This is a genomic window from Mucilaginibacter corticis (genome assembly GCF_007558865.1).
Lineage (GTDB): Bacteria > Bacteroidota > Bacteroidia > Sphingobacteriales > Sphingobacteriaceae > Mucilaginibacter > Mucilaginibacter corticis.
On sequence record NZ_VLPK01000001.1, the window covers coordinates 884,192 to 908,906 of the forward strand.

Here is a 24,715-nt window from a genome sequence, read left to right on the forward strand (position 1 = left end):
AAATCATTTATGAAAACAGGAATACTGGCGCTATTTGCCTGCTTAACCGTTGTTACAGCCAGGGCACAATTAACGCCGTTTGAGTTAAGCAAGGATAAAAATTACAGTGCCACCTATCCCGAGGTGATCAGCTATTATACCAAGCTGGCGCAGGCCAACCCGCAGATGAAGCTGATCAATTACGGTATGACGGATATTGGTAAGCCCTTAACACTGGTGGTATTATCGCGCGATAGGATTTTTGACCCAACGTTGATCAAAAAACAAAACAAGCGCGTGCTGCTCATTAACAATGGTATCCATCCCGGCGAACCCGAGGGCATTGATGCCAGCATGATGCTTGCCCGCGACCTGCTAAAAAAGAACACGTTGCCTAAAAACGTGGTGATCTGCATGGTAGCGCTTTATAATATTGACGGCAGTTTAAACCGCGGCCTTAGCCGCATAAACCAAAACGGGCCGAGCGCTTATGGCTTCAGGGGCAACTCGCGCAATTTAGACCTGAACCGCGATTTTATTAAGGCGGATAGCCGCAATACGTTGGCCTTAGAACAGATCATTAATACCTGGCAGCCCGAGATCTTCCTGGATAACCATACCAGCGATGGTGCCGATTACCAATATGTAATGACGCTGATAGAGACACAAAAGGACAAGCAAAACCCCATCCTGGCTGAATATACCTCAAAGACATTATCGCCCGAGTTGTACAAGCGCATGAAAAAAAGCGGGTTTGAAATGACCCCTTATGTGGAGAGCGAAGAGAACACACCCGACTCGGGTATTGCAAGTTTTTTGGAGACGCCACGGTTTGCTACGGGTTATACATCGCAGCATAATATCATCAGCTATATTACCGAAACCCATATGCTCAAGGCGTTTGATAAGCGCGTTTACGCCACCTATGATTTTATGCAGGCCCTGGTAGACATTAACGAACGCGATGCCAAAATGATTGGCGAGGTAAAAGCCAAAGCCGATGAGCAGGTAAAAAACCAAAAGACATTTGCCCTGAACTGGACACCCGACACTGTTCATTATGACACACTGAACTTTAAAGGTTTTACCGCCGCTTATAAACCCAGCGAGGTGAGCGGTTTAACCCGCCTATACTATGACCGTAGCAAGCCTTACACCAAACCCATAAAGTATTTTGACAATTATGTAGCTATCGCGACAGTAGATAAACCCATAGCCTACATCATTCCGCAGGCCTGGGGCAAGGTTATAGACCTGTACAAACTGAATAAAGTAGCCATGCGCCCGCTTGCGCATGATACCACCTTACAGGTGCAGATGTATTACATAGCCGATTATAAAACGGCCAAACAACCCTATGAGGGCCATTATCCGCATACCGGGGTTAAGCTTACACCGGTTAACCTAAACATCAAATTTTACGCCGGCGACTATGTAGTTTACACCAACCAGGCGCTTAACCGCTTTATTGTTGAAACGCTGGAGCCGCAGGGTGTCGACTCCTATTTTGCCTGGAACTTTTTTGATTCAGTGTTATCCGAAAAGGAATATTTTTCATCTTATGTTTTTGAGGATGTAGCTGCCGACCTGCTTAAAAAAGATCCGGACTTACGTAAAAAACTGGAAGACGAAAAAGCGAAGAACCCGGCAATATCCAAAAGCGCTGAGGCGCAGTTATATTTTGTATATCGCAATTCGCCTTATTTTGAAAAAACATATCTTCGCTACCCGGTGGGCCGCTTAATGCAGCCTGCTAAACTTGATCTGAAATGATAGAATATATAACATTTGCGCCAGTCGCCTCATTTATTTTTGCATTAACTATCGGCGCGACTTTGTGGGTATTTAGTAATGAAGATCTGTATGGCAAATTAATGATGCACCCTTACAGCGTGTACCGCAATAAAAATGTGTACACGTTACTAACAAGCGGGTTTATCCATAAAGACTGGATGCACTTGTTTTTTAATATGTTGTCTTACTATTTCTTTGCCTTTGTATTAGAAACCCGCATAGGGCACTGGCAATTTGCAGTATTGTACATAGCCAGCCTGATATTGAGCGATCTGCCATCTGTAGTAAAACATAAGGATGATTATTATTACCATAGCCTTGGCGCATCGGGCGCGGTAAGTGCTGTTATTTTCAGCTTTATCTTATATGATCCCATGACCAAGATGATGATCATTCCGTTCCCATTCCCCATCCCGGCAATAATATTTGGTGTGCTGTATCTGGTTTACTGCCATTTTGCTTCAAAACACGCGCGCGACAACGTTAACCATGACGCGCACTTTTTCGGCGCGTTATGCGGAATTTTTATAACTGCGATTTTGCACCCGGATGTATTGGGTCAGTTTATTCACTCCCTTAGCGGGCAAGCTCGATAGAGGCGGAATCAACAAAATTGCCGTCGGCGTCAAATAGAAAGCTCATGGGTTCTTCGGGATTTTTAATGATCTCTAACAATAGGAAGCCCCAGTTTTTCCAGAAGTTTTCAAGCACCTGCCCGTATATTTTGTTTTGCCAATGGTCAAACATCGGCTTGCTGCTCATGCCGCGTAAGGGCATGGCTTCAATGTATAACTCATCAGCAACGGGTAAAAGATTATATTCCGGCAGGCGGTTAAACAGGTAGGCCGAATAAAAAACCCGCCCGCTAAACTCCTCAAACTGTATAGGGTGTAATACCTGGCCAGCTATCTTATCTAAAATCTCGCGGTGATATTGCTGGTTGGCGCCATTATCCTGGAAACAGATGATCAAACCAAAATCCTTTATCCGCAATGAAAACGTAAGCGTATTGATCTCATCGCGATAGCCAAACTCCTGCTCGTTATTATCAACCCTGAATAAGAAGATGCTGTAGGGCTTAAAATCTTCAAAAAACACCGGCAGGTTAATGCTTTGCAGCATTAAATGCAGGTTGCTGAATTTATGAATGATAGACTGCGAAATATTAAACTCCTCGCCCTGCGCAAATTGCTGACGGATACCGGCCTGGATCTCGTTAAAGATGATCCCGTATAACAACTTGCCTGCCCACTGAAAAAGTTTAAGTTCGTCTAAAGCTTTAACGGCATCATATCCGCCGTTAAACGCCGCCGAGATCTCTGCCTCCAGTGGTTCTAAATAAACTTCATTAACTGTCGCCGAGCAGGGCAGCTTGATATCCTTGTAAGTGGCCATGCTCTCGTCCAGCAGCTTAAAAGGCTTTTCCTCAAGATCATAAAGGCTCATTAACCATTGCGGAAATACCTGGATCTTTTCTTCTTCGCTCTTAAGCGCTTGCCCGGTTAAAAAACAGGTTTTATTGCTAAAGTTTGAGGTTTCGAACGGGGCGTATGGTTTTACAGGCATATTTTAATGTTTAGTGCGCCGTTTTATTTTACTCACCCCGATCAGCGAAGCAAAGACCGGGTGAGTCAACTGTCACGCGCAATAGGCGGCAAAGATAGCCATCATTTTAAAAAGAATAATTTAGCTTTGAGATTTATGTTTTGGATATGACTAATTCGCTTCGTGAACTTTCAGATAATGAACTGCGGCTATCGGCAAAATCGGTTTTTACTTATGCTCACGCCGGTAATGTGTCGCCCGAAATTTTGGACTCTCCCATTTTATTTGCTGATTACAGGTCTCTCCACAACCAATACTTAAGTTTATACAATACCAGCGATGACGACACGGTTAAAACAGAGGCTTTAAAAAGGTTGATCTTTTTAAACTGGTATTATTTGGCCGAGCCTAACCTGTTAACCAACATTCCGCAACTGGATGATGAAACCATGTTTGAGGCTTACCGAATATTGAACGATTTGCTAAAGGCAGGCACACTTGATGATGAGTTTAATTGGATGCTTGCCTTTTACAGTAAGTGGGATTATACCATCCTGCAATTTGCCGAAGATGGATTGGATGAATTGATGACTTTTGTAAAAGACAACCGCTGGGAGATCAGGCGGCCACCGGCTAAAGAGTGGATAACAGGCAAGATGGATAACCGCGGGCAAATGGGCAAATATTTAACCGCGCTGAGCGAAACGATACTATGAAGCTGACTTACCAACCGTTCGAGCTTGAATTAAAGCACCCGTTTACCATAGCCAGGTTTTCGCGTACCTCAACGCCCATTATGTTGGTACAACTTGAACATGAGGGCCACATAGGCTATGGCGAAGCATCTATGGTGCCATATATGGGCGAGAGCCATGAAAGTGCCGCTGCATTTTTAAACAAGGTAGATCTTAACCAATTTAAGTTCCCATTTGATTTTGCAGGGATCATTCATTACCTGGACGGCATAGCGCCCGGCAACCCTGCAATTAAAGCCGCTATAGATATTGCCCTGCATGACCTGGAAGGTAAATTGCTAAACAAACCCTGTTGGCTGCTGGCAGGCAGTGATCCTGCAAAAATGCCTGTAAGCAGCTACACCGTAGGGATAGCCGAACCCAATATTTTCCTTGAAAAAGTAAAAGAGGCCGAAGGCTTTAAGGTGATCAAAGTAAAGCTGGGGCGTGATAACGATAAAGAGCTGATCAAACTTATCCGGTCGGTTACGGATGTACCTATTTATGTTGATGCCAACCAGGGATGGACAGACCGGCAGCAAAGTCTGGATATGATCTGTTGGCTGCACGAGCAGGGCGTAGTACTGGTTGAGCAGCCCATGCTTAAAACCGATGTGGCTGGTAATGGCTGGTTAACAGAGCGCAGCCCCATTCCCATTATAGGCGATGAAGCCGTGCAGCGTCTCGCCGATGTGGACAAAGCCTTAGGCATTTATCATGGCATTAATGTAAAGCTCATGAAATCGGCAGGAATGTATGAAGCAAAGCAAATGATTGCTAAAGCAAGGGAACTTGGCTTAAAAGTGCTGATAGGCAGTATGAGCGAAACCAGTTGTGCATCGTTAGCCGCGGCAGCCCTTGCCCCCCTGTGCGATTGGGCAGATATTGACGGGCCATTTTTAACCACTAACAACCCCTATAAAACACCCGAATTTAAGGACAGTAAATATGTGTTAAGTAATGCCCCGGGCTTAGGCCTATTAACCAAATAAATTTAAAGTTAAATTTTTATCAAAGCCCAAAAACAGGTTAATTTGTATAGATGTCCTTATTTGTAGCCTCGTTAAATTCCGGAAGCAATGGTAACTGCTATTACGTTGGTAATGAGCACGAGGCTGTGCTGGTTGATGTAGGCATCTCCTGCCGCGAAACAGAAACACGTATGGCGCGGCTGGGTTTATCCATGCGTAAGATAAAGGCCATTTTTATTTCGCATGAGCATTCAGACCATATCCGTGGCTTAACCGTACTGGCAAAAAAATACAAGCTACCGGTGTATATCACCGCGCTTACTATGCAACACGGCGGTTTAAGGTTAGAGGACGAACTGGTATCAGAATTTATTGCCGAACAAACCGTTCAAATAGGTGATTTGCTGATTACCCCCTTTATCAAGCTGCATGATGCCGCGCACCCGCATAGTTTTACCATAGCCTGCGGCGATATCAAGGTGGGCGTATTTACGGATCTGGGCGCTGTTTGCGAGAACCTGATCCATCATTTTCAGCAATGCCACGCGGCTTTTCTTGAAGCCAATTATGACGAAGAGCTATTAGAGCGCGGCAACTATCCCTACCATTTAAAGCGACGCATCCGTGGCGGCAAGGGGCACTTGTCCAACAAACAGGCGCTCAATTTATTTATGGATTATAAACCGGCTTACATGAGCCACCTGTTTTTGGCCCACTTGTCGAAAGATAATAATGACCCTGATCTGGTACATAACCTGTTTACCACCCATGCACGCGGTGCAGAAATAATTGTCGCTTCGCGCTATCATGAAACGGCGGTATATCATATCAGCGGGGCTGATGTCCCGGCTTATGCACCCTTGGCAAGCCTGCAGACCAGTTTATTTTAGACAATAGATTTTTGTCTTATTTGCACAATTATTTACTTCAAGTTACAATATTTTTCTATAAATATTTGTAGTTTTATTCCTGAGAGGGGTTTAAACAACTCTTTTCGCCCTAAAATTAATTTAAACGGTAAACCCCGCTAACTTTTTACGCGTATTGTAAATATGAAGTTATCGCCGCAACAGGATAATAGAGAACGAGTTACGTCCCTGCTTAACGAAGCATACAGCTGCAGGACCAACAATTTAAAGCGAAGTATAGAACTGGCGAACCAGGCACTAACCATTAGCCGGCAAATTAACGACCCTGCTTTAATTGCAAAAAGCCTGAGCAATTACGCGCTATTTTCCATGATCATTGGCGAACATGAGCGGTCGCTTAATATGTCGGCAGAAGCTATTGAGCTTTACCGGGTTTTAAATGATGACAAAGGCATTGCCGATGCCAAGTATAACATTGCCGGCGTACATTATAAAACCAATAATTACCATTTAGGACTGGTTAACCTGGTTGATTGTATCAATACCTACCGCAGGCATAACGATTACCATAACCTTGCCCGTTCGCATAAATCATTAGGTACAGTTTATGAATATTTTGGCGACGAAAAAAACGCCATTATCACCTATGAGGATTCTATAGCCGCAGCTAAACAAGCCGGCGATCTTAATCTTGAATCTAACGCTTACAACCCGCTTTCAGGCATTTATCTTAAAAAGCAGGACATTGCCAAGGCTGCAGAACTGATAGAACGGTCGATGGCAATAAAAACACAAACCGGCGATATCCGCGGGTTGGCATTTGCCTATTATGGCCGGGGAAAGGTACATACCGCGCAAAAAAATTACGCACAGGCCGAAGACGATTTCAAGGCATCGATCAACATTCACCTCGAAATGGGTGAAACGCTGGGATTAGGCATGGCCTATCATAAGCTGGCTTCATTGTATGTTGAAATGGGGCGGCTGTCTGAGGCTAAAGTAATCTTGCAAAAAGGCATTGACCATAGCACAGAATACCGGGTTTCCATGGTGATGTTTAAGTGCTACCACCTGTTTTACGATATTTACAAGATTGAAAATGACCCTGTTAACGCGCTTAGGTTTTTGGAATTATACCTTAAAGAGCGCGAAAGCGTAATCAACGCCCAGACACTAAAAGTTATTGAGAATTATGACCTCATTAACAAAATGGAAACGGTTAAAAAAGAGGCGCAACTACAGCTGGAAAAGGCCGAGATCATTGAGAAAAAGAACCATGCCGAGCAGGCCGCTATTGTTAAGCAGGAGTTTTTATCGACTATGAGCCATGAGATCAGGACGCCGCTGAACGCGGTGATCACCATCTCCGCATTGCTGGCAGACAAGGCTGATAAAGAAGAACAGGAACTGATAAACGCGCTCAGGTTTGCATCAAACAATTTATTATTGCTGATAAACGATATCCTTGATTTTACAAAACTCGAAGCCGGCAAAAGCAAGCTGGAACCAAGGCCTGTAAATTTCAGGCAACTGCTGGATAATATCCGCAAGACGTATGATAACCTGGCCCGCGAAAAAGGCCTCGCCCTGAACCTGGTGATCGGTGAAAAGATTGCGGAATCATACGCGCTTGACGAAACCAAACTGGCGCAAATACTGGGCAACCTGATCACTAATGCCATAAAATTCACTTATTTGGGCCGTGTGGATGTGTTGATTGAAAAAGTGAGCACCATAGGGCCGTTTGACGAGATCAGGTTTAAAATAAATGATAGCGGTATAGGCATCGCATCGGCATACCTGCAGGATATTTTTGAAAGCTTTTCGCAACCCGAGTCCATCACTACACGCAAGCAGGGCGGGTCGGGGCTTGGGCTGGCCATTGTTAAAAAGCTGGTAAATCTGCACGGCAGCGATATTGAAGTAAGCAGTACTGAAGGTGCGGGTTCAAGTTTTCATTTTGTGCTGAAGCTTAAAAGAGCCGAAAATCCCAACAAGAAAAAAACTACTTATGTAGATAACCTGGAAGGTAAAAAGATCCTCCTGGCCGAAGACAACATGATCAACGCCATGGTGATCAGCAAGTTATTATCCAACTGGAAAATTAATGTGGTGCATGCAAAGAATGGTGTCGAGGCTGTAGAAAAATCACGGCAATGTGTGTTTGATTTCGTGTTGATGGATATCCACATGCCCGAGATGGATGGCTTTGAAGCTACCCGGCTTATTCTTTCAAATGCTGATAACCCAAATTGCAAAACACCAATATTTGCCCTTACGGCAGATGTTACGGCCGAATACCAGGATCAATCGCAATCTTTATTCAATGGGTTTTTAAGAAAACCGATAGAACAGGATAAATTACATGAAGCTTTAATGGTTTCTTCGGGATTTAATGCAGGGGTGCATTAAATCGCGGTTATGCCTTTATTAAGAGTAAGAGCGTTAAAAAAGGAGAAGTCCGCTAAAACTTCTCCTCTAAAATTAACTGATCTCATTATTCTCATAAAGAACGAATTGGTTTAGTCCGATTGTAACAAGGCTACAAATGTAGAAATTTCTATATACTAAGTAGAATAAATTTTAAAATAATTTTTTTTCTGATTTGCCAAATGTTATTCTGCAAAGCTATCGCAAGGCAAACTATTAGTTGTTTTGCAATTTTTTCAAAAATTAGCCAAAAAATTAAAAAAGCGTACAGTTTAGCATTTTGCTACCCCGTACGCTTTATAAAAAATATAATTTCAGCTTATTTCATGCCGGCTTTAATTTTATTAATATGATCTAAGTGGCCTTTAATGGTTGGCAAAGTTTTATCAACAAATGCTTTCAGATCCGGGTCTTTTAAACTTTTTGACGCGCTTTCAAACATATCAACGGTCGCTTTATGGTCGGCTACCATCTTATCTACATAAGCTTTGTCAAAATCTGCGCCTGATTTTGCAGAAAGATCTGCTATCGCCTTCTTCGAATCCGCGTTAACTGAATCAGGCAGGGTGATGTTCTTGGTTGTTGCCACAGCTTTTAACGAATCGCCTGCTTTGGTATGATCCGTGATCATCATATTGGCAAAGTCCTTTACTTTGCTATTAACAGCCTTGGTAGTTGCAAGCTGGCTTAACTGGATCTCTGTCATACCACCGTTTGCTGCGTCTACCGCGAATTTAGCGTCGTCTGCTACTACAGCTATGCCCGTTTTACCGGTTGTAGTAGTGTCTTTTACCGCATTTACACTATCTGCAGATGAGGTGCTATCCTTTTTGTTGCCATTGCAAGCCTGCAGCATTAGCCCGGCTACTGCTGTGATCATTAAAATTGAACTTAACTTTTTCATAGGTTTACTTATTTTCTTTCTAAGTAAACCAACTGTAAATTAATATGTTTCAAGAAAATTATTTATTTACAACATTAACCGGTTGCCCTGCTATAAATGCTTTCAGGTTACTGATGACCGTATCCATTAAGCGGGCACGGGCCTCTTTGGCGGCCCAGGCAATATGCGGCGTTATAATGCAGTTTTTTGCAGAAAAAAGCGGGTTCCCGTCAGTTGGCGGCTCTTTTGATAATACATCGATACCCGCACCGGCAATAACTTTATTATTTAACGCATCGGCCAGGTCGGCATCGTTAACAATAGGCCCGCGTGACGTATTGATCAAAAACGCAGACGATTTCATTTTCTGCAGATTACCGGTGTTGATCAAGCCCTGGGTTTCGGGGGTTAACGGGCAATGGATACTGATCACATCGGCCTGCTGCAGCAATTCATCCAGGTTTACCCATTTAAAACTTTTGCGTTGCGACTGACCTGTTTGACGTCTGCCCGTAGCGATAACGTTCATATCAAAAGCCATTGCAATATCCGCCACCTTTTGCCCGATGGTGCCAAACCCGATAATGCCCAGCGTTTTCCCGGCAAGCTCTATCAGCGGGTAATCCCAAAAACTAAAATCAACAGAGCGGGTCCACTTGCCATCAAAAACGGCATCACTGTGTTTTTGCACATGCAGGCAAAGCTCTAACAGTAAAGCAAAAACAAACTGGGCCACCGCACCGGTACCATAACCCGGCACATTACTAACCACAATCCCTTTCTGTTCACAAACAACCGTATCAATGATATTATAACCCGTAGCCAAAACACCAATATATTTCAGATTGGGTAGTTGGTTCAGGGTAGCTTCGTCAAGCGGGGTTTTGTTGGTGAGCACTATTTCAGCGCCGACACAACGCGGGGCAATATCCGCGTAGGGTGTTCTGTCATATAAGGCAACATCGCCTAACTGGTTTAACGCATCCCATGACAGGTCGCCGGGGTTAAGCGAGTATCCATCCAATACTACTATTTTCATCGTTTTATATTGATCTTTTTTTACCTGCTATTTTAAGCAGGCTAATAGAAACGGCTATAATCAAACCGGTAATTATTAGCCAGGTATATCCCGGTAAACCGGCATTTAAAGTTACATTATTTAAGGGCTTTGTCGCTTGCATAGCAACCGGGACAAGATCTTTTAACCAATAAGCCTGTGCCAGCACCAGTAAACAGATAAAAAGCAAAATAAAAAAGCTGTGCTTAACGGTAAACCTGAACAATGCCGACTCCCTGCCCACCAAATTACCCGCAGCCGCGGCAACTGCTATCGACTGTGGCGAAATCATTTTACCCACTACCCCGCCCGAGCAATTTGCAGCTACCGTAACTACAGGAGCTACCCCAATTTTAGTGGCTGTTACATATTGCAGTTTGGCGAACAAAGCGTTTGATGCCGTGTCTGATCCGGTAATAAACACGCCCAGCCAGCCCAGCACAGGGGCAAAGAACGGGAACAGCGGGCCGGTATTTGCCAGCAGCAAAGCTATAGTGGTAGTGATGCCCGAGTCATTAACGATATAGGCAAAACTTAAAACCGACATGATGGTAATAATTGGATATTTAAGCTGTTTCAGCGTATCGCCAAATACAATTACACCTTGCCGATAGTTTAAACCCACAACGGGTATAGCTATAAGCGCCGCAAAAAACACCGCCGTACCAGCTGCCGATAAATAATTAAACTTGAAGATATGTGGTAGCAGAGTGCCTTTGGCATCGGCTATGGCATTGTGCAAGCCCGGGAACTCAAATTGTACCTGACCTTTGGCATTTAAAAATTCTTTTACCGGCGGCAATCCCCAGGTTAAAATAATTAGGGTTAGCAGTAAAAATGGCGACCATGCGGTAATGACCTCATTCAGCGTGTAAGCGTCTTTAACCACCGTCAGCGGGAAACGTTCGTTTTTAAAACGCCAGATAGTTTTTGGTTTCCAGAACTTAAGGAATATTACCAATGTTATGATAGACCCGATACCGGCAATGATATCAGGCAAAGCCGGCCCCACAAAATTTGAAGTTGCAAATTGAAGGACAGCGAACGAAGCGCCTGAAACCAGTATAGCCGGCAAAACTTCCATTGCTTTTTTAAAACCCGACATCAGCACCACCAGGTAAAGCGGAGTGAACAAAGATAAAACAGGCAGTGTACGGCCTATCATCTGCGAAAGCTGCATTTCTGACAAGCCCGAGACCTGCGATGCTACTGTTATAGGTATCCCCACCGAGCCAAAGGCTACGGGTACGGTATTGGCAACAAGGCACAGGCTTGTGGCGTACATCGGGTCGAAATCCAACCCTACCAGCATAGCCGCAGTTATAGCCACAGGTGCGCCAAAGCCGGCCGTACCTTCTAAAAAAGCACCGAACGAAAAGGCGATCAATATGGCTTGCAGTCGCCTGTCGGCAGTGATGGACGCCATAGAATGTTTAATAACCTCGAACTGCCCGCTTTTAACGTTCAGGTTAAATAGGAACACCGCGCTGATCACTATCCAGCAGATCGGGAAGAAACCATACAAAGCGCCATTAGTGGCAGATAGCAAGGCCAGCTTTACGGGCATTTCATAAATTACTAAAGCTATGAGGATGGCGGCCAGGCAAGCCATTAAACTTGCTTTATATCCTTTTGTTTTTTTGATGACCAGCGCCCAAAAAATTACCAATACGGGTACCATTGCAACCAGTGCAGAGAGGGGTAAACTATTAAGCGGATCGACAGGCTGTATCCAGGTCATGGTGATTGATATTATAAATTTAATGGATTAATTTATAATACAAACCCAAGCCCCTTAATGTAGCATTATCTTTACGCCGTTGTTATTTATCAGCAATAAAAAAGCCTTCGGAGAAGGTCCGAAGGCTGTACATATATGCAGATCCCTGAAAGGGAAGTTTAATTGCTCTTAGTTAAAATTTACCTAAGGCGCATAATACTGTTAAGGCAGGGATGGCCAATAAAATATAAACTCGCCCCATTTGCTGATTGTTAGCGTTGCCTATTACAAATACGTTATATAAGTCGTTTTTTAAATTGTTGATTTTAGTTTTCATAGCCGTAAAAATTAAATTGTGTTACGTTGTAATTTGTAGTTATGACTATGAAAAAATGCCGTAGTTTAATGCACGGGGACTAATTTGTTTTTATTGACGGATCTTCTTTTACGGGCATGCCCAGCTCGTCCATTGTAAATGATTTTTGGCGCGATTCCAGCTTTTTACGTTCGTTCATCACATCTTTAGCGGTAACCTTATCGCCTTTGTTTTGCCATGAGCGGCGCACAAAATTCATCACTTGCGCCAGATCGTCATCTGTAAAATCTTTGTTATCGGCAAAGCCAGGCATCTCGCCGCCAATTTCGGGCGCCTTATAAACATGGCCCGCGATCTTAACCGGCCCGTTTAAGCCTTTCAATAAAATAGAGATCATCACGGTTTTATTACCGTTTACAATTTCCGACTTGTTTAGCGGCGGCGCCAGTGATGCTACCCCGTTACCATCTTCGCCGTGGCAGGTTTTACAAACGGTACCAAATATGGCCACCCCTTTCGGGTAATATTTGGCCATCAGTTTTGGGTCGCTGTTTAGTTTGGCTTCTTCTATGGCGGTAACCACGCGGCCTATACGTTTGTTAATAGTAAGGGCAGTATCAGGTAAGTAAGCCAGCATTTCTTTTTGAAATGCCTCTTCCCTGCCCTGCAGGTTTGAAACTATGGCATCAGACACGAATATGTTTTTAGGATATTTCTTAGCCAGGCTAAACAATAATTCATCTCCGGTTTTTTTATCAAATTGCTGGATGGCATCGGTTACATACCCAACATAAGGCGCCGCGGTAGTATCGTTGTTCGCGACCATTTGCTGCAGCACATCAGCAAATTGACGGTAATTACTTTTGTTGATCACTTCGGGCGATGCCGTCAATGCCTGCATCCTGATGTTCCATTGCTGCGCTTTAAGTAAAGTCAAAACTTCGTCGGCCTGTAAAACACCAAAACCCTCAAGCGTCCACAAAGCATGTGTTACCAATAACGGATTGGCCGATTGCATAGCCTGGCGCAAAGCCGGAATTGCCTGCTGCGGTTTACCGTCAACCAGGATCTGCTGCGCTTTGTCGCGCACGTAACCGTTAGGGTTTCCTAACAGCGCAACCAGCTTTAACGGGTCGTTAGGAAAAGTAACGCTTACTAACTTTTTTCCTTCGGGATATACTTTATATAATCTGCCGCATGACAGCGGCTGGGTCAGTTTGCGCTTATCTATCTCGCCGGCAAGGTATGGTGTCAGATAGGTTTTATGCTGAATGATCCCGCGGTACATATCCACAACATATATAGCGCCATCCGGTCCGTCATACAAGCTTACCGGGCGAAAACGTTCATCAACACTGGCTAAAAACTCGCGGCCGTGGTAGGCTTCGCGACCTTTAACCACGTTGCCTTTTTCTGTAAGAATATCGCGCTTTATCAGGTTGGCAGATGGCTCGGCCACAAAAGCGTTAAACGCGTAATCAGGCCCGAACAATGCACCGCGATAGATCATTGGGCCACAGGCAGCAGTAAAGTTTACCAGTCGCAGGCTATCATCCAAAACACCCTTCATATAGCCCCGGTTAACACCCGGCGTAGGCCTTATGGGGAAGGTACGATTATCAGCAACCGTGCGCTCATTAAACCCGGCCGGGTCGCGCAGGTTTTTGTTGGTAAGCCCCAGGCTTGGCGGGAAATAATCGCCCTGCAGGTTGGTCGAATTGTCGTTGGCGTACATGCGGCCCTGGTCGTCCTGGCTTATGCCCCACTGCCCTTTTTCATGCGCTTTTTCTATCAACCATTGGTCGCCTTTTTTACGATAGCGTTTGTTTGAGTTAGCATTGTAGATCCAGTTATCCAATGCGCGGTACAAACCATTAGGCTGGTGTTCAACATTACCGCCGTCAGTGTATTTGGCATCAACAAGGGTACGTTTTACAGCCTTGTCGTTTACCAGGTCGTAATAGTAAAGGCGTGGAGGTTCGGCCACCAATATGCCGTTTTCAACCAGGCAAAAAGCGCGCGGCATCACCAGCGAATCGATCACCACCTTGCGCTCATCCATTACACCATCCTTGTTTTTATCTGTGAGGATGACCACTTTGCCATTAGGTACATTTTCACCGTGGCCTGCGGTGTCAGGCATATAATCCTCCATCTCAAGCGCCCAGATACGGCCATTTTTATCAAATGTGATGGCTACCGGCGTGCTGATCAACGGCTCTGAAGCGATCATTTTTATCGCCATGCCGGGCTCCAGTTTCATTTTACTGATGGACTCATTTGGCGGCACTACCGGCGACGAATTGATATCGGCCTTAGGCGGGTTATTGTAAGTTGCTAACAGTTTATGTGTCGTACATTGGTATAAACCAGCGACGGCCAACAGTAATAGAAATATATAACTGTACTTTTTCATGCATTATAGGTTATTGACAGGTAAACAAAACAGAGTTCCTTGTCAAAATAATTTATAAAAATGGTTCTATTTTATGAGTTAAATAGAAATGTAACTAAGAAATTAGCTTCGTAATAATTATTTTACTTTAAAGCCTGTCATCGAAAAAATGGGCAGGCTGATTTATTTTACCGACATTTAGACCGCTAAACCCAAACTATAACCAATTTAAAATGAAAAAAATATCGCTGTGCGCCGTTGCTTTACTATGCGCCACACACCTATTGGCACAAACAAAAACCCCTGCTGATTATGTAGATCCTTTTATTGGCGCCAGTACAAGCGCCGCAGAGGCAGGTGTTTTTCATGGCCTGGGCAAAACATTTCCCGGCGCGGCAACGCCATTTGGCTTGGTGCAGATAAGCCCTAATACCATAACAGGCGGCGATAATGGTCCGGGCTACAGCTATGAAATGCAATACATTGAGGGTTTCGCGTTTACACAAATGAGCGGCATTGGCTGGTATGGCGACCTGGGAAATTTTTTAGTTACGCCAACAACCGGCCCGCTGCATGTAGTTGCAGGCCGGCATGAAGAGCTGCCGGGCTATCGCTCACGCTACAGCAAAAAGGACGAGGTTGCCAAAGCGGGTTATTACGCTGCTACCCTAACTGACTATAAGGTGCGAACAGAAGCTACCGCGGCCACACATAGCGGCATCATCCGTTTTACCTTTCCTGAAAACAAACAATCACGCATACAGATTGACCTGGCGCGCCGGGTTGGCGGCACCTCTACAGAGCAATATATTAAAGTAGTTGACGACCATACCATTGAGGGTTGGATGAAATGCCCGCCCGAAGGCGGTGGCTGGGGCGATGGCGCGGGTAAAGCCAACTATACCGTTTACTTTTACGCCCAGTTTAGCAAGCCATTAAAAAACACCGGCGTTTGGAGTGCCGAGATCCCTAATGGCATATCAAGAAAAAGCGAAAGCGTTACCAGCTTAAAGTATGATTCGTTAATTGCAAAAGCGGCTATCCTGCCAAATGTTAAAGAAAAACAAGGTAAACACCTGGGCTTTTATACCGAGTTTGCAACCAAACCCAATGAGGTTGTTTTGATGAAATCTGGCATTTCTTTTTCAAGCATTGCCGGGGCCAAACTTAACCTTACCAGCGAGATACCTGCCTGGGATTTTGACAAAACCCACGCGCAAGCCAAAGCATTGTGGAACAAGAGCCTGTCGGCAATCAGCGTTACAGGTGGCACAGAAGACCAAAAGAAGGTCTTTTATACCGCGCTATATCATACCCTGATAGATCCGCGCGCTACCAGCGACCTGGATGGCACCTATATGGGTGGCGATATGAAACCGCATCATACCAATAAGTTTATCAAGCGTTCGGTTTTTAGCGGCTGGGATGTGTTCAGGAGCCAGTTCCCCTTGCAATCTATCATTAACCCTACGGTGGTGAGCGATATGATCAATTCGCTGGTTGAGCTTGCCGACCAAAGTGGCGAGGGTTATTTAGAGCGCTGGGAGTTTTTAAATGCCTACTCGGGATGTATGGTGGGTAACCCGGCACTACCGGTGATAGCTGATGCATACACCAAGGGTATTCGCAATTTCGACCTGCAAAAGGCTTATAAATATTCGCATAATACAGTCGAAAAGTTTGGTAATAAACCTGAGCCGCATGATATGGATATATCTACCACTTTAGAATATGGCTTTGACGAATGGTGTATGTCTAAACTGGCCGTTTGGCTGGGACATCCTGAAGATGTGAAAGTGTATGCCGACAGGGCGCAAACCTATAAGCAGATCTTTGACCCTGAAAAGGGCTGGTTCAGGCCTAAGAATGCCGACGGCACCTGGAAGTCATGGCCCAAAAGGGGCCGCCTGCAACAGGACTACGGCACGGTTGAAAGCAACCCCTACCAGCAAGGCTGGTTTGTACCGCATGATATTGACGGCATGGCCAAGCTAATGGGTGGCCGCGAAAAAACCATTGCCGACCTGAACTCGTTTTTTGAAAACACGCCTGATAACTTCTCATGGAATGATTATTATAACCATGCTAATGAGCCGGTGCATTTGGTTCCGTTTATGTTTAACAGGCTGGGTGAACCTTGGCTAACCCAAAAATGGGTACGCAAGATCTGCGCGGACGGGTATAAAACAGGCGTTGAAGGTTTGGTGGGCAATGAAGATGTCGGCCAGATGTCGGCGTGGTATGTTTTGGCTGCAAGCGGCCTGAGCCAGGCTACCCCGGGCAACCCGCGTTATGAAATATTCAGCCCTACCTTTAACAAAGTGGCTATCCGTGCAGGGGCCACCGGGAAGATCTTTAATATCGTAGCCAAAGGTAATTCGCCGACTAATGTGTATATCCAGTCGGCTAAGCTAAATGGCAAGCCTTATAACAAATGCTATATCAGCCATCAGCAAATATTAAATGGCGGTACATTAGAGTTTGTAATGGGTCCGCAACCTAATAAGAAATGGGGGATATAAACGTCATAGCCTTGCAGGTGATTCATATTAAAATGTGAATCACCTGAATCACCATTTTACTCTATCATTTTGTAAATAAGCTATTTACGGATTTTAGTGAATCACTTCTGAATCAACATATAAGTCAAGATTTTTATACTTAAAACCTATCTAACTAATTGGCAATCAAAACACTCAAAATCAATGACTTTTGACCCTTTTTGGGCGAGTGAATCAGCAAAAATGAATCACTCTGAATCAATGTTTTTTATGTAAGCTTACAAAAATATCAGCTTAAACAACAAAGGCACAACAATAATACCTAAAGAAATTAAAGCATATAAGCGGTAAAGCTTACCTTTTCTGTCGCCATAAGTTTTTGCTATCTGATTGTATTTGTTATTATAAAAAATCAGCAGGTAATTAAGTATCACGAAGGGAAGAAAATAAGTTATTAAAACTGACACCCCCGTATTAAAGCCGGGAACATTAAAAATATGTACCGGGAATAAAATCAAATACCGCCCCTTACTCAACAACCTTAATAAAAGCAATACGGCCAGGAAGTTAATTCCCTGCAATACCGACATAGCGGTAATCAACATTAATTGCCAGCCGCTCTCCCGTCCCTTTTTTGACCGTGCCTGTATCAGCGCATCTGCCCATATTTTGTAATAGAGACTTATCATATTAGAATAACTGCAACCGGCCTAATTGGTTTTTATTAAATCGAATCAAGGCAAAATCATAAAATCAGTAAATAGTACCACAATCGCCACAAACAGTACCACTAACAGGAATAAATAGTATTTATCTTTGGGTAATGAAAACGGCAATACCTATATACGACATCTGTAGCCTTACCCAAAGGCAGGATGATTTGTTGATCAGCCGTTTCGCGCCATATTTAAAAAGTCATCGTAACTTACACCTGGCGCATAAGCATTCGTTTTATCACTTGGTGTTTTTTACCAAAGGCGATGGTTCGCAAACTATCGATTTTCAGCAGGTACCGGTAAAGCCCTTCCAGATCTACTTTATGATCCCCGGACAGGTGCATAACTGGGCTTTTAAGGGCGAAGTTGACGGCTATATCATCAATTTTTCGGTGCCGTTTTTCCAATCGTTTTTGTTGAAAGCCAATTACCTGGAAGAGTTTCCATTTTTTACGGGGATAGTTGACGACGCGGTTATTGACATCCCTGCTGCATCGCAGCAGAAGATCATTAGCCTTTTTGAAGATCTGATCCGCGAAAGCGAAGAACCAAATGTTTTGGCAGATGATATGGTAAGGGCTATGATGTTACAGTTATTCATCAGCGTTGCCCGCTTAAGCATGACAACAGTAAATAAAACCATACCGCCTTACAATTACACCCTGCTGCGCAGTTTTCAGAAGTTGATAGAAAAAAATTATACACTGATCAAATTGCCTAAGCAATATGCCGAGCTGCTTTACATCACTCCCAACCATTTAAACGCGTTGTGTAATGATGTGCTGGGCATACCTGCCGGCGAAGTCATCCGTAACCGGGTTGCGCTTGAAGCAAAGCGCTTATTGATCAATAATGACCTTACGGTATTGGAGATAGCCAACCAGTTAAACTTTGCGGATAACTCTTACTTTACCCGTTTCTTTAAAAAACAGGTTGGTTTAACTCCAGAAGAATTTAGAAAAACAACCAATAATCATGAACACTCTACACATAAATAATACAACCATGGTACCATCACAATTATCAGCCGCCGTACATGCCAAATGCCCAAAATGCCGCCGTGGCGATATGTTCGCCAATAAAATGTACAGTTTTTCATCGCAAAAAATGAATACGCAATGCAGTCACTGCGGATTTACGTTTGAAATTGAGCCGGGCTATTTTTATGTAGCGATGTTTGTGAGCTATGCCTTTAACGTGGCACAAATGGTAAGCATGGCCGTAGCTATATATGTGCTAACCGGCAGCCACAACCCATGGGCTTATGTGGGTGCATTGTTAGGTGTATCGGTTTTGTTATCGCCGTTTAATTTCAGGTATTCAAGGGTGGCATTGTTGTATTGGTTAACACCAAACTTATATTTTGACCCGGACAGGGCGAGGGATGATTATAAGAAAATAGGATAAATCAGTTTAAAAGCGCAGCTACTTCTGATTGCAATACGGGTAGGTATTTAACAACAATAGACCAAATAACTTCATCAGATACGCTATCATATCCATGAATGATCCTGTTCCTGGTGTCAATGATTTTTTTAATGTCGGTGATATTGATATCAGGTTGTTGCTTTAAGATTCTATTGGCTGCTTCGCCAATTATTTCCATGTTTCGCTCTATAGCCCTTTTGGTCTTAAGATCTTTTTGAAAAAGGAAAAAGTCTTTTTTGTCTGGCAAGAAATCATTAATCTCATTTATTGCCTGCCGGATATCTGACAACCACGTCTTAATCTCATCTTCCATAAACAAGCACCTTGGTATTATCAATTTGTTGTTTAAGGAAGGGGTTTTTTATGGCTTTGTCTTCTAAAAGGTCTATCGGTCGTTTTAAAATCCCTTCCAATTGAAATTTTAAAGCAAAATAGTTGTCCGTATAATTAATGGGATCATTGTTATCAATATCGACAATCAGATCGATATCGCTGTCAGACTTTAGTTTCCCTGAAACTACAGACCCAAAAGCAAAAAGAGATCTTACATCATGCGCGTTACATAACTCTTCTATCTGCTTTATATGGTCTCTTAATTCTTTCACAATAATCAAAGTTAATAAAATTAAGACAAAGCAATTATTGTTACTTATCGGTCAACATGATAGGGTTTTTACCCCCCCCCATAATAATGATCTTGGTATTTGGCGATAGCGCGATCTCCTTTTGGGCGCGGATATATTCGTACTGCAATTGTTTATCAGACAAGCCTGTAGACAATATCTTTTGATAATCGGCAATACCCTGCGCTTCTACACGCTTAACATCGGCTTCCTGGCGGGCTTTGGCCAGTACAAACTGCATTTTCTGCGATTCCTGTTCAGCCTGGATCTTTGATTCGATACTGGCACGCACCGTTGCCGGCAGCGTAATATTCCTTACCAGGATCTGCTGAACTTCTAAACCGTTCTTGGCAAAATTATCGCTGATGGTTTTGTTGATCCTGCCTTGAAATTCTTCCCGTTTGGTGGAATACAGATCAACAGCAGCATAGCTAACCGCATTGTCACGGATGGCAGTACGGGTCACCGGGCGAACGATCTTATCCACATAATCATTACCGATATTTTGTAGGATGTACGGCGCTTTTGCCGGGTTTACCTTGTATAAAACAGACAGATCTATGGTAACCTCTAACCCGTCTGACGATAGAACGCGGATAGCGTCGTCACCTTCAACAGGGCCTTCGCTGCTTTTGGCGCTCATAGTATAATTTTCGGTTTGGATACTGAACGTGGTAATTTCAACCAGCGGATTAATGACATGCAGGCCACTCTCCAATGGCTGATCCTCAACCTTGCCAAACAGAGTTTGTACGCCAACCTTACCCGGCTCAATAACTTTAAATGCCGACGACAGCAGCCCTAAAACCAGTACTACCGCGCCAACAATGGTGACTGTACCGGCAAACTTGTTACCAGGCTCGGGCGAGCGTTTAAGCACCGCGCCGACCACCAGCACAATGACACCTAAAATTAAAATGACCATTTCGGTTTTGGGTTAAGGTTTAAGCGTGCCGCGTACTTCTTTAAGCAGCCTTATTTTAAGCACCACAAATATCACCCCGCCAAATACAGCGGCCGCTATATATTCGTAACGCTTGTCGGTAATGCCGGTGTACGCTAATACCAGGCATCCAAAAATGCACAGGGTATAAAGCGTGTTTAGTGCAATTTTACCTTTCATAACTTAATATACAGAAAGCTCCGGATCTATCTCTGCTGCCCAGGCCAATATACCGCCCTGCAGGTTTGATAAATTAGTATAACCCAATTGCTCCAATTGCATAATGGCAGCTGCGCTGCGTTTTCCGCTACGACACATTACTACTACCGGTTTGTCTTTGCTTATTTTATCTGCCTCAATTACAATACCGCCAAGGGGTATTAACTGGCCGCCAAGATTTGAAGTTTCGTACTCAAAATCTTCCCTAACGTCTATCAGTTGAAAATCTTCTTTGTTGTCAAGTTTCTCTTTAAGCTCTTGTACAGTTATTTCTTGCATTGCTTTATTTTTTGATATGTCAAATGTAGTTTATTTAAATATTAAATATCGTCTGTTAAATGTAACTTACAGTGTGCAAGTTTATAGGGATAATATTTTTATCCCTGATAAAAGGCATTTCGTCACATCATCTGCATTAAATATAAAACATTCTTTTATTTTGTAACAATAAGTGGCTATGTGCGTTTCATATATGTTTCACAAAAATTAGACAATAATAAATGGATAAAGTTACCCGGTTTTTTTGGTTCTGTTCGGGCGCACATGTTGATACTTTAAAAAAATATCCTATAGAGCATAATAAGTATGTCGGTATCGGTGCAACCATATTTTTTACCGCGCTCTTTGCCTCTTTATCAGGCGGCTATGCCATGTATTTTGTTTTTAACGGCGATGCTTTCGCGGTAGGCTTTGCCATATTATTCGGGTTATTATGGGGTACGGCCATTTTTAATATGGACCGCTATATTGTATCCAGTATTAATAAAGAAGGCAGTACCAACCAGCAGATCCTGCAGGCATCGCCCCGTATTTTATTGGCTATAATGATAGGCATCGTTATCTCCCGTCCGTTAGAGTTAAAAATATTTGACAAAGAAATTCGCCAGAAATTAAAGACCGCCTATTTAAAAGGCCAACACAGTAAGATCGATACGCTGCAGAAAACGTATAATCAAAAATACACCATGGAGCTGGGGAAAACGTCAGACCTGAAGAAGGAAAAAGATTCCCTGGAAAAAGATATTAACCGCTCAAGGGTTCAGCTGAATGAAGAGGTATTTGGCGAGAAAAACAACCAAACATCGGGCATTGTAGGTTACGGCACCTACGCCAAACAAAAGCAGGGTATTTTGCAGGAAAAAGAGGCCCGCCTTAAAACGGTTACCGACAATGCCGACAAGATGGACCAGTACCTTGCCCGACGAAAAGAATTTGAAGGCGTTAATGACCTGCGTTTGTTTACTGACCATCAGCTGGACAGCCTTGCAAAAATTGCCGGTTTTGCCGATCGCAACTGGGCATTGGGGCAGCTTACTTACAATGAAAACGGCACCCGCGACTTGGATACTTACCTGGCCATATCATTTATCGGCTACCTGTTTATTTTGTTTGAGTGCTTGCCGGTATTTGTAAAGTTGATGTCGCCTAAAGGGCCATATGATGTGGCGATGGCAAAAACTTATGAAGCTAATATACACTTTGCTGAGCGCGATAAAGAGCGGGATATCTCTGTTATAGACGAGGTTTACAGAGATCATGTGGATGAGGACGTGAGGCGGCGCCGAAACACGCTGGCCAATCGTACTGACCATGATAAGGAAAGGCATAGATACGACTAAGGGCAACCTTAACATTGATCATAAAAACAGCCGGGCTAACACAATAGCCCGGCTGTTTTGCCTTTGTTTATATTTAATCGTAATTTGAGCACGATTAACTTATCTCATGAAAAAACTATTCCCCGGCATTGTTAGTGCTTCATTATTTGTGGGTGCAGCGTTTGCGCAGCCTTCTCCCAAACCTATTTACTACGCTATTTCTTTCCCTAACGCAGTACACCATGAGGCCGAAATTGTGATGACGGTACCACAAGCAGACGGCCCATTGCGCCTGCATATGAGCCGGTCGTCTGCCGGCAGGTACGCGACGCACGAGTTTGGTAAAAATATTTATAATGTAAAAGCATATAATGTAGACGGCACGCCGCTAACTATAAAACAAACAGAGGGCGATGTATATGAAATTGCAGAGCATGGCGACGTAGTAAAAGTAAGTTACACACTTTTTGCTAACTGGACAGACGGCACCTATGCTGCTATTGACCCCAGCCACGCGCATTTAAATATGCCGGCTGTTTTTATGTGGCTTGTCGGTGCAGACCAACGCCCGCTAAAATTTCAATTTGATGACCTGGATAAATATGGCTGGAAAGTAGCTACACAGTTAAAGCACGAAGGCGCTAACATCTATTCGGCCCCCAATATGCAGTACATGATGGACAGCCCTACAGAGCTTTCGGCTTTTAAAGAAACCAGTTGGGATGTGACAAATGTCGACGGTAAAAAGCAAAAGATCAACCTGACCATACACTCGTCTGACGATCAAAGCACGATAGACAATTTCGGCAAAATGGTGCAAAAGGTAGTGCAGGAAGAGAAAGCGGTTTACGGCGAATTCCCGACATACGATTACGGCGAATATACTTTCCTGGATGATGTTTACCCAACCAACTCGGGGGATGGCATGGAGCACCGCAATTCTACCTGTATTGTTGACGAGTCTGAAAAAGTTGCCGGTAACGAGATAGATCTGTTAAGCACCTTTTCGCACGAGTATTTTCATAGCTGGAACGTTAAACGCATCCGCCCGAAATCATTAGAGCCGTTTAACTTTGACCATGCCAACATGAGCAACGAGCTTTGGTTTGCCGAAGGATTTACGCAATACTATGGTGAGCTGTTGTTGGTGCGTGCCGGTTTTCACACGCCTGAAGAGTATACCAGAATATTAGGCGGGCTGGTTAATTCCGTTTTAAATACACCCGGCGCGGCAAAATACCCGGCGACTGAAATGAGCCGCAAGGCTGTATACACTGATGCCGGTGTAGCCATTGATCCAACCAATTATACCAATAACTTTACTACTTATTATTACTATGGCGGCGCCATTGCACTTGCGCTTGATCTGCGGTTACGGAGCGAGTTCAATTTAACGCTTGATGATTATATGCGCGCCGTTTGGCTGGCACGCGGCAAGGTAATGAAACCTTATACCGTACCTGATCTGCAAAATGACCTGTCTAAACTGACCAAAAACCCCAAGTTTGCCGAGGAGTTTTTCAGCAAATACATTTACGGGATAGAGAAAAACAATTACGAACAATTGCTGGCCAAGGCCGGGTTTGTTTTACGCAAAGCGCAGCCTGGTAAAGCCTGGATAGGTTTGTCACAATCTGCGGGCCGTAACCGTTCGGGACAATCGCGAGGCGTTGGCGAGGGGCTTACTATTAGCTCGGCTACATTAATGATCTCGCCGCTGTATAAAGCAGGTATTGATGCCGGCGATGTGATAAAAAAGGCAGACGGTAATATTATAACTGATGCAGCATCATTTACCGCTGTATTGGCCAATAAAAAACCGGGTGATAAAATTACAGTTGATTACACCAACCGTACCGGTGCTCACACCACAACGGTAATAGTAGAAGAAAGTCCGTATCTTGAAGTGGTAACTGCCGAAAAAGCCGGCAGCCAGCCTACGGCAGAGCAATCAACATTCAGAAGTAACTGGTTATCGTCAAAAGTAAAATAAA

23 protein-coding genes are annotated in these 24,715 nt (G+C 43.8%); 11 read left to right on the forward strand and 12 right to left on the reverse strand.

Annotated elements, in window-relative coordinates; all coding sequences use genetic code 11:
* The first annotated feature begins 9 nt into the window (after window positions 1-9).
* Together FO440_RS03790 and FO440_RS03795 are read left to right on the forward strand one after the other, a co-directional pair.
* On the forward strand, window positions 10-1,752 hold the full coding sequence (locus FO440_RS03790; RefSeq protein WP_144246890.1) for a M14 family zinc carboxypeptidase: 1,743 nt from the start codon (window positions 10-12) through the stop codon (window positions 1,750-1,752).
* Complete coding sequence (locus FO440_RS03795) at window positions 1,749-2,369, forward strand: rhomboid family intramembrane serine protease (protein ID WP_144246891.1); 621 nt, start codon at window positions 1,749-1,751, stop codon at window positions 2,367-2,369. Before FO440_RS03790 ends, FO440_RS03795 begins: the two co-directional genes overlap by 4 nt.
* On the opposite strand, the gene FO440_RS03800 is transcribed toward FO440_RS03795, so the two are convergent.
* Window positions 2,350-3,339 carry a hypothetical protein gene (locus FO440_RS03800; protein WP_144246892.1) on the reverse strand — a complete coding sequence of 330 codons (990 nt, stop codon included), beginning with the start codon at window positions 3,337-3,339 and terminating at the stop codon, window positions 2,350-2,352. The two genes, FO440_RS03795 and FO440_RS03800, sit on opposite strands and share 20 nt — an antisense overlap.
* A 146-nt stretch (window positions 3,340-3,485) precedes the next feature.
* Between FO440_RS03800 and FO440_RS03805 the strand changes: the two genes are divergently transcribed.
* From FO440_RS03805 to FO440_RS03820, 4 genes are all read left to right on the forward strand, one after another.
* Complete coding sequence (locus FO440_RS03805; RefSeq protein WP_144246893.1) at window positions 3,486-4,034, forward strand: hypothetical protein; 549 nt, start codon at window positions 3,486-3,488, stop codon at window positions 4,032-4,034.
* Window positions 4,031-5,044 carry a dipeptide epimerase gene (locus tag FO440_RS03810; protein ID WP_144246894.1) on the forward strand — a complete coding sequence of 338 codons (1,014 nt, stop codon included), beginning with the start codon at window positions 4,031-4,033 and terminating at the stop codon, window positions 5,042-5,044. The genes FO440_RS03805 and FO440_RS03810 overlap by 4 nt, the downstream gene beginning before the upstream one ends.
* A 50-nt stretch (window positions 5,045-5,094) precedes the next feature.
* Window positions 5,095-5,913, forward strand: a complete 819-nt coding sequence (locus FO440_RS03815) for an MBL fold metallo-hydrolase (RefSeq protein WP_144246895.1) — start codon at window positions 5,095-5,097, stop codon at window positions 5,911-5,913.
* Window positions 5,914-6,075: 162 nt separating this feature from the next.
* On the forward strand, window positions 6,076-8,304 hold the full coding sequence (locus tag FO440_RS03820) for a tetratricopeptide repeat-containing hybrid sensor histidine kinase/response regulator (RefSeq protein WP_144246896.1): 2,229 nt from the start codon (window positions 6,076-6,078) through the stop codon (window positions 8,302-8,304).
* Between the two features lie 337 nt (window positions 8,305-8,641).
* Here the strand turns inward: FO440_RS03820 and FO440_RS03825 are convergent, their stop codons facing one another.
* The 5 genes from FO440_RS03825 to FO440_RS03840 form a co-directional block, all read right to left on the reverse strand.
* Window positions 8,642-9,226 (reverse strand): DUF4142 domain-containing protein, encoded by a 585-nt coding sequence (locus FO440_RS03825; protein ID WP_144246897.1) that lies wholly within the window; start codon window positions 9,224-9,226, stop codon window positions 8,642-8,644.
* A gap of 58 nt (window positions 9,227-9,284) precedes the next feature.
* Window positions 9,285-10,244: a D-2-hydroxyacid dehydrogenase gene (locus FO440_RS03830; protein WP_144246898.1), complete on the reverse strand. Its 960-nt coding sequence runs from the start codon at window positions 10,242-10,244 to the stop codon at window positions 9,285-9,287.
* Window positions 10,245-10,248: 4 nt separating this feature from the next.
* Window positions 10,249-12,003, reverse strand: a complete 1,755-nt coding sequence (locus tag FO440_RS03835) for an L-lactate permease (protein WP_144246899.1) — start codon at window positions 12,001-12,003, stop codon at window positions 10,249-10,251.
* 172 nt (window positions 12,004-12,175) lie between these two features.
* Complete coding sequence (locus tag FO440_RS24295) at window positions 12,176-12,319, reverse strand: hypothetical protein (RefSeq protein WP_186292564.1); 144 nt, start codon at window positions 12,317-12,319, stop codon at window positions 12,176-12,178.
* A gap of 79 nt (window positions 12,320-12,398) precedes the next feature.
* A complete protein-coding gene (locus FO440_RS03840) occupies window positions 12,399-14,714 on the reverse strand; it encodes a DUF7133 domain-containing protein (protein ID WP_144246900.1) in 2,316 nt (771 codons plus the stop codon).
* A 212-nt stretch (window positions 14,715-14,926) separates the two neighbouring features.
* On the opposite strand from FO440_RS03840, the gene FO440_RS03845 reads away from it, so the two are divergent.
* The gene (locus FO440_RS03845; RefSeq protein ID WP_144246901.1) at window positions 14,927-17,215 is read left to right on the forward strand and encodes a GH92 family glycosyl hydrolase; all 2,289 of its coding nucleotides are present in this window, start codon (window positions 14,927-14,929) and stop codon (window positions 17,213-17,215) included.
* Between the two features lie 257 nt (window positions 17,216-17,472).
* Here the strand turns inward: FO440_RS03845 and FO440_RS03850 are convergent, their stop codons facing one another.
* On the reverse strand, window positions 17,473-17,883 hold the full coding sequence (locus FO440_RS03850; RefSeq protein ID WP_144246902.1) for a hypothetical protein: 411 nt from the start codon (window positions 17,881-17,883) through the stop codon (window positions 17,473-17,475).
* Between the two features lie 134 nt (window positions 17,884-18,017).
* On the opposite strand from FO440_RS03850, the gene FO440_RS03855 reads away from it, so the two are divergent.
* Complete coding sequence (locus tag FO440_RS03855) at window positions 18,018-18,908, forward strand: AraC family transcriptional regulator (protein ID WP_144246903.1); 891 nt, start codon at window positions 18,018-18,020, stop codon at window positions 18,906-18,908.
* Entirely contained in the window at window positions 18,886-19,317 is a 432-nt protein-coding gene (locus tag FO440_RS03860) for a DUF983 domain-containing protein (protein ID WP_246104168.1), read from the forward strand. Before FO440_RS03855 ends, FO440_RS03860 begins: the two co-directional genes overlap by 23 nt.
* Before the next feature lies 1 nt (window position 19,318).
* On the opposite strand, the gene FO440_RS03865 is transcribed toward FO440_RS03860, so the two are convergent.
* From FO440_RS03865 to FO440_RS03885, 5 genes are read right to left on the reverse strand one after another with little or no spacing between them, the layout of a single operon-like run.
* A complete protein-coding gene (locus FO440_RS03865) occupies window positions 19,319-19,651 on the reverse strand; it encodes a HepT-like ribonuclease domain-containing protein (protein WP_144246904.1) in 333 nt (110 codons plus the stop codon).
* On the reverse strand, window positions 19,641-19,943 hold the full coding sequence (locus tag FO440_RS03870) for a nucleotidyltransferase family protein (protein ID WP_144246905.1): 303 nt from the start codon (window positions 19,941-19,943) through the stop codon (window positions 19,641-19,643). The genes FO440_RS03865 and FO440_RS03870 overlap by 11 nt, the downstream gene beginning before the upstream one ends.
* Window positions 19,944-19,983: 40 nt before the next feature.
* The gene (locus FO440_RS03875) at window positions 19,984-20,886 is read right to left on the reverse strand and encodes a prohibitin family protein (RefSeq protein ID WP_144246906.1); all 903 of its coding nucleotides are present in this window, start codon (window positions 20,884-20,886) and stop codon (window positions 19,984-19,986) included.
* A gap of 12 nt (window positions 20,887-20,898) precedes the next feature.
* Entirely contained in the window at window positions 20,899-21,084 is a 186-nt protein-coding gene (locus FO440_RS03880) for a DUF6358 family protein (RefSeq protein ID WP_144246907.1), read from the reverse strand.
* Window positions 21,085-21,087: 3 nt separating this feature from the next.
* Window positions 21,088-21,402, reverse strand: coding sequence for a rhodanese-like domain-containing protein (locus tag FO440_RS03885; protein ID WP_144246908.1), 315 nt, complete (start codon window positions 21,400-21,402; stop codon window positions 21,088-21,090).
* A gap of 221 nt (window positions 21,403-21,623) precedes the next feature.
* On the opposite strand from FO440_RS03885, the gene FO440_RS03890 reads away from it, so the two are divergent.
* Both FO440_RS03890 and FO440_RS03895 read left to right on the forward strand, forming a co-directional pair.
* Window positions 21,624-22,742, forward strand: coding sequence for a DUF4407 domain-containing protein (locus FO440_RS03890; protein WP_144246909.1), 1,119 nt, complete (start codon window positions 21,624-21,626; stop codon window positions 22,740-22,742).
* Between the two features lie 106 nt (window positions 22,743-22,848).
* Entirely contained in the window at window positions 22,849-24,714 is a 1,866-nt protein-coding gene (locus FO440_RS03895; protein ID WP_144246910.1) for a M61 family metallopeptidase, read from the forward strand.
* Window position 24,715 lies beyond the last annotated feature (1 nt).